Here is a 6,227-nt window from a genome sequence, read left to right on the forward strand (position 1 = left end):
TCAAAGGGCCTCCGTAATTCTCGGTAAATCAATCTGAATTCTGATGCCGGGCGTGGTGCGGTAAACCGTCAGATCCCCTCCAAGCTTGCCGACGCGCGCCGAGAGCGATGAAGGTCTTGGATGCGTCGTACCGCTGGGCATTCCCAATCCGTCGTCAATGAATTCGACCTGTAGGCCGAAGTCGGTCTGACTGATCGACATGCGGAGCTGTGTCGCGTGCCCGTGGCATACCGCGTTTGCGGCCGCCTCTGACATAAGCTGTTTGATTTCGTGAACCATCCATGTGGGTACAGCCAACTCGAGCGGCCTAATCGAAACCTCGATTTGACAATTCCATTGCTGTGACAGCAGCCCGGCGAAGCCTGTCAGCGTGTGCTCAAGGGAGATAATGGCCGGGCTGCCGACGGCGCGATTGTTCTCGACGAATTGGCGGACGCGCCGCTGCTGTTCGAGGATCAGCGAGCTCACGTCATCGAGTTGGCGTTTCCAGTCGTTTCCTGCAGCCTCACCGGCAAGCTTAAGCTTTAGCCGTGCGGCAGTGAGATCCTGCAGCACGCTGTCGTGCAGGTCGCAAGCTAGGCGCACACGCTCCTCCGAGCGGGCGGCTTCAGTTGTTTGTTGTATCAGCGCGAGACGCTCCAATTCAGACCCCAAGCGTGTCGCAATGATCTGCGTCAGCGCGCTCCCTTCGTCAGGCCGGCCGGGAGAATTGATGACGAAAACACGTCCGCGGTAGCGAACGCTGGAAAAGGACGCAGCAGAAATCCGCCGAATAGGCTCGCCTGCCACTCCTGCGAATTCAGGCAGGTCGGCGATCAAATCGGTCAATTCCTCGTCGGCCCTTGGCGACGCTGCCGCATCGTCTTCATTGCGCGGCCGCTGGAGATCGTGGCGGCGCCAGAAATCCGCGTTTTGAATGTCGACAAGCTTCAAACAATCGGCTGCCCAGTAAGCGACGCAGCCTGCGTCATCTTCCTGGTCGCGCCAGACGACGAACAAGCGGGAGCCGTCAAGGACGCGAGACGCGTGCCGGAACAAGAGCCCGAGCCAAGAGAGACGGTCATTGGCAATGGCATCAAACGGCCATTCAGCGAGCTTAGCCAATCGCTGACGGCTGCGTTCCCGGTAGGCACCGAAATAGCCGAGGATGACGGCGGAGAAGACGAAGTAGGTCGACCGCATGATGAACAGGTTAAGCTCGGACTCGCCATCCCTTAAATCGGGCAGGCCGACGATCAATTGGACGACCAGCAGAATGGACGCACCGAATGCCGCTCCCTTCAGGCCCCAGCGCATCGTCATCGCGAGGAGAACGAACGGTAGAACTGCGAAGAAGGGACTGGTGAGTTCATCCGTCAGGAGCGTCAGCCAGACGAGGATCACAACATCAATAACGTGAATGAAAATATGGACAAGGCTGATGTTGTCCAATGCCTTGCGGATCGGAAAGATGACCAGCAGCACTGAGAAAAGAATATAAAGGCTTAATATAACTCTTGATTCATGGAGTGAGACCGGCCGGGTAGGATCAAGATAGATGGCGAGGATTGCAAAAGTCGCGGTAACCAGCCGCCCAATGCCGATGAGACGCTCGGGCTCCACGCCCAGCAGCCAATCTCCCGCTGATCGAGCTAGCCGCTTTATCATGTTGTTCGATCCGGCGGGAGCAACTCCTGCTTCCCGGCCGCAATCCAGGCTCGCCATGCGCAACTCCCCCCGAATTGTTGAAGGTTATTTTAGCATATGCGAATTCTTTTTTGAGTACACGCGAATCCCTAGAAAACAATCTAGCGAGAGCAATGTGGTAAAGTCGTCGCCTGGAAGAATAGAAGTGGCGTGGCTTCGCTCTCGCGTCTACTTTCGTCGTTCACCCACAGCTTCCAGGCCTTCACGATATATGCCTCATTAGGTCTTTCCCGAGTGAGTGCAAAAGTCGATAGATCAAACAAACGAGGCTCAAATTGCACACCTTGTTTGAGCATCCCCAAAGTCAAAATTATCCGCTCAGGCGCAAACACCAAGGCGCCGAACTCGTTGGGAGAGTACACAGTCGAACTCCTGGTGTCCTCGATCGGCTCGATAACCCAGCTATCCCCGTAGTCCACGCAGAGGCAATGATTTGGGAACTTATCTGCGTAGGGTACATGCCCGCTCACTGAAGTCGTCTTGAGGACGATGACGTGCGCAAACTTTGGGTCGGTCTCATAGATGAATGCTAGGTCATCATGATCGGCATAGCCGCTGCTGATCTTTACGAGATGGCCGCGGTCTGCGTTTCGCAGTTCTCTTACCGTAAACGGCTTCCGAATTTCCATGGACCCCTCAATGCGAGCCATGCTCCCTAAGGCACGGGACCAAGGACTATCCCGATAGCATTTGATTGATCCGACCGGAATCTAGAGGATTATATAGAAAACGGCCTTTCTCACTTACTCGGGGGGGCTGGGCTTTAAAACCGGGCCCATGGGACCTTCGTTCGCGGGAGGCGACTTGCCGCGAGCAGATGCTCTTACCGCCGCAAGGGCGCTCGCTTACGCGCCACATGTTTTGAAGATCGTCCGCCGCCGGCCAGATAGTTGATTAAGACGGAAAAGGCCCGCATCTTTCAATGCAGGCCTTTGAAACTGGCTCCCCGGGCCGGATAATTTTTAACGTCCATATTGCTCCATAGTGACAACTAGGAGTGATTTAAGATGTTGATTTCACTATAAACCATTGTCCATTTCATCCAAGACGCTTATCTATAGCACAGCACCCAAAAGTGGGGAGAAAGTGGGGAAGATATATGGGGAGCCATACTCGGAACGCTTTGACCGTTAAGTCTATTGCGGCAAGCAAGGCCGCCAAACTGCGTGACGGCGGAGGCCTGTGGCTCGTCACAAAAGGTGGCGGAAGGTACTGGATTTTTCAATACACGTTCGCCGGCTTGCGCAGAGAGATGGGAATCGGGCCGCTGCACACGGTCGGGCTTGCTGACGCGCGGGAGAAGGCGGAACTGGCGAGGGCTCTTGTCCGCCGCGGTGTAGATCCAATCGTAGCCCGCAATGAAGAGCAGGCTGAAATCCCACGGGCGATGACGTTTGGACAGTACGCTGACTCCTTTGTCGATGCTGCTGTGAAAGCGGGCCGGTGGCGCGGCGCCAAGACCGAGGCTCGCTGGCGAAACCTACTCGAAAACCACGCAAGGCCGATCCGCAGCAAGACGCTTGCCAGCATTAAGACCAAAGACGTGATCAGCGTGCTAAGCCCGCTGTGGGGCACCCGACAGGAAACTGCAGAAAAACTGCGCGAAGCGATCGAACGGGTGCTGGACGCTGCCAAGGTGGAAGGCCACCGTTCTGGAGAAAATCCGGCCACGTGGAAAGGTGCCTTGGAGCACGTTCTCCACAAGCCGAACGAACTTACCGCCACGTCACACCACGCCGCAATGCCGTACGCAGAAGCGCCGGCCTTTATGAAAGCGCTAGCAGATTTGAGTGGTGTATCGGCGAGGGCACTTGAGTTGTGCATCCTTACCGCTTGCCGTTCTGGCGAGGTCCGCGGTGCTGTTTGGTCGGAAATCGACTTCAAGACTAAGATTTGGACGATTCCACCACTCAGGATGAAGAGCGGCAAGGAACACCGTGTGCCATTGGTCCCTAAGGTCATCAATCTTCTTGAGGAAATGAAGCGGCAGTCTGTCAACGAATACGTGTTTCCTGGCGTTCGCGACAAGAAGCCGCTCTCGGACGCCAGCCTAGCCAAAGCACTGAAGGCAGCCGGCGGCAAGGACGTCACGGTTCATGGCTTCAGAAGCTCTTTCCGCGACTGGGCAACTGAAGTTTCCCACGCCCCGCGCGAGATTGCTGAAGCGGCTCTTGCGCATGCCGTTGGCGACCAGGTCGAGCGTTCGTATGCTCGCAGCGATGCTTTGGAGAGGCGCCGCAAGCTCATGGAGGAGTGGGCGCAATACTGCGGACAACTGTAAACGGGTGTTAACTTTCAAACGCGTCAAGCGATATATTGCAACCTGAGATAAATATCTATTTTGACAAAATTGTAAGTTTACATCATATTCATCATAGTCAAGCGGACGTGGTGGCCGCCTGATTTCGCGGGGTGGTGCCCGCATGAGAACCGGAACGATCTGGTTCAGCCCTTACGGGTGAAACCGCAGCTTCGCTGCCGGCAGCGTTCCCGAGGAACGCGGCGCTTCGGCGTCGATCAACGATCAACCCGAGCACAGCGTCTCGGTCACCGATCCTTCTCAAATCTATCGATCAACCGGACGCCGGGACTCTGTCATCGGCGATGAAGAGGAGACACCATGATTCCGTCTGCCAGTAACGACAATACCCCTCAACTGATCTCACTCAATGATGTTTGCAGAATGACGAGCTTGTCACGAACGATGGTGAATCGATATCGCGCCGAAGGGCGGTTTGTCCCCGCGGTTCCGCTAGGGGACCGGCGTGTCGCTTTTGTGCGCGCGGAAGTTATCGCGTGGATCGAAGATAAAATCGCTGCCAGGGCCGCCTAAAGTTTTAGACGCCCCTTGGCGGAATCCGGAATTTCTCACTTAATACCTGAGTAATCATCAACATCACCATCAACGATTTGCCGACCGGCCGAGCGCCGGCGAAGGAGGACTTTTGCGCATTTCTACCGAAATCAACGGCCCGTCTCTGGCCGAAGTTCTGGCCTTTACGATTGTCGAAACCGCAGACGATGTCGCTCGGGTCGAGCGCGCCGCTGGCAACCGCATGGCCGCAGTCCGCGGCTGGAGTGGATGGAGGGTAGATGCCGTGGACATCAGTGAGGAAGCTGACAGTCTTGCTCGATTAAAGATTTATGCGAAGCCGATTGGACCATGTCTCGTCGAAGCAGTCATCCACGAATTTCTCGTTGGCCTTGACCATTGCAGACGTTCGAAGCGGTTTGATGCGTTCCTCCTGGCCTGCGGCGTGACGAAACTTCTTGGTGACAGCAGTGAGATCGAAGGTCGCTATTTCGCGACGCGCAACCGTGGGCGCGGATCTGTCGACTTTGGGCCGCTGACGAACGCATTGCCGCAATAACAGGGAGGAACATAATGTCGAAGACCAACATTGAGCAGTCCGAACTCGAAACAAGCATCTACCAATACCTGGGGAGGCGCTCTGGCGTCTCCATGGTGGAGCTCGCACGCGACATCCCAGGATTCACTGGCGACGAGGTTTGGGGAAATCTGGATAACAAGGTCGCAATCTGGATCAACATGTCGAAAACAGCGATCGCTGCGATGACCCAGCTTGTCGCTGCCAACAAGATCGTGGCGACGCCTACCAGCGCTCTAGTATACGCCTTCGACGGCGGAATGCTCGACATGCCCGTCGCAAAAAGCATTAAGCGGAAATATGCCAAGCCTCACTGGTTTCCCTTGGTGTTCGCTGGCAACCGTGAGGCCACGCAATGAGAATCCTTGATCTTGACCCCGTTGTCGCAAGTGGCAACGGGGGTCTCAGAACGATTGCAGAGTTCGATCTCGAGCTCTCCGACACCGTCCGGCTCCTCGGCCTCCGTCTGCTCGAAACGCCTGACGGTCGCCGCATCGTTTACGCCGCCCAGGCAGGAAGCAGGCGAACCGCCACATTCGACCCGCGTCTAGCAGCGCAAATCACCATGATGGCATCACACATTTACGATGGGGCACCTACGGCCAATGACACTCCCAAAAACGCAATCTGATCCTGTTTATCTAAGCCCGGAGGCGGTCGCTCGCGCAGTGGGCGGCAAGGCCCGCGGCAACCGAGTTACTGTGCACGCTCCAGGCCACAAAAAGGGATCGGCTGAGATTTCGATCCTGATCGACCCGTCAGCCCCTCGCGGAATGCTTGTTAACTGCTTCAGCGGTGAGGATCCCATCGCGATGAAGGACTGGGTGCTCGCCAAGTGCGGCGAACCTGAGTTTACCCCAGGCGAGAAGAGTGAGCGGCCGGAGTCGACGACGCACCTCAAGTTGGTCCGCAGGGCCGATCCGCCGAAGCCGTTCAGCGATTACCACCTTTTGTCGAAGGGTTATCACCATGCGGTGACATACGACTACACCTCCGCCGACGGCGAGGTGTTGTTTGAGGTGTTGCGGTACGAGCACCCGGCAGACACAAAGACTTTTATCCAAAGACAGCCTGATGGGAAGGGTGGTTGGCTTAGCGGTCGCGGTGAACCTGCCTTGTATCGGCTCCACGAGATCGCAGCGAACACGACCG

General features: G+C 56.3%; 8 protein-coding genes. 6 read left to right on the forward strand and 2 right to left on the reverse strand.

What is annotated here, in order from left to right; translation table 11 throughout:
• Both ACPYOJ_RS22340 and ACPYOJ_RS22345 read right to left on the reverse strand, forming a co-directional pair.
• A complete protein-coding gene (locus ACPYOJ_RS22340; RefSeq protein WP_481418195.1) occupies window positions 1-1,704 on the reverse strand; it encodes a sensor histidine kinase in 1,704 nt (567 codons plus the stop codon).
• Between the two features lie 83 nt (window positions 1,705-1,787).
• On the reverse strand, window positions 1,788-2,315 hold the full coding sequence (locus ACPYOJ_RS22345) for a hypothetical protein (RefSeq protein ID WP_481418196.1): 528 nt from the start codon (window positions 2,313-2,315) through the stop codon (window positions 1,788-1,790).
• Between the two features lie 470 nt (window positions 2,316-2,785).
• Between ACPYOJ_RS22345 and ACPYOJ_RS22350 the strand changes: the two genes are divergently transcribed.
• From ACPYOJ_RS22350 to ACPYOJ_RS22375, 6 genes are all read left to right on the forward strand, one after another.
• Window positions 2,786-3,967, forward strand: coding sequence for a tyrosine-type recombinase/integrase (locus ACPYOJ_RS22350; RefSeq protein ID WP_481418197.1), 1,182 nt, complete (start codon window positions 2,786-2,788; stop codon window positions 3,965-3,967).
• Between the two features lie 339 nt (window positions 3,968-4,306).
• Entirely contained in the window at window positions 4,307-4,519 is a 213-nt protein-coding gene (locus ACPYOJ_RS22355) for a helix-turn-helix transcriptional regulator (protein ID WP_481418198.1), read from the forward strand.
• Between the two features lie 112 nt (window positions 4,520-4,631).
• Window positions 4,632-5,057 (forward strand): hypothetical protein, encoded by a 426-nt coding sequence (locus ACPYOJ_RS22360; RefSeq protein ID WP_481418199.1) that lies wholly within the window; start codon window positions 4,632-4,634, stop codon window positions 5,055-5,057.
• 14 nt (window positions 5,058-5,071) lie between these two features.
• On the forward strand, window positions 5,072-5,434 hold the full coding sequence (locus ACPYOJ_RS22365; RefSeq protein ID WP_481418200.1) for a hypothetical protein: 363 nt from the start codon (window positions 5,072-5,074) through the stop codon (window positions 5,432-5,434).
• Window positions 5,431-5,706 carry a hypothetical protein gene (locus ACPYOJ_RS22370; protein WP_481418201.1) on the forward strand — a complete coding sequence of 92 codons (276 nt, stop codon included), beginning with the start codon at window positions 5,431-5,433 and terminating at the stop codon, window positions 5,704-5,706. Before ACPYOJ_RS22365 ends, ACPYOJ_RS22370 begins: the two co-directional genes overlap by 4 nt.
• A gap of 181 nt (window positions 5,707-5,887) precedes the next feature.
• Window positions 5,888-6,227: hypothetical protein (locus ACPYOJ_RS22375; RefSeq protein WP_481418202.1), on the forward strand; the 340-nt coding region annotated here is incomplete at its 3' end.

This window comes from Rhizobium sp. SVR5-9E (assembly GCF_056755095.1).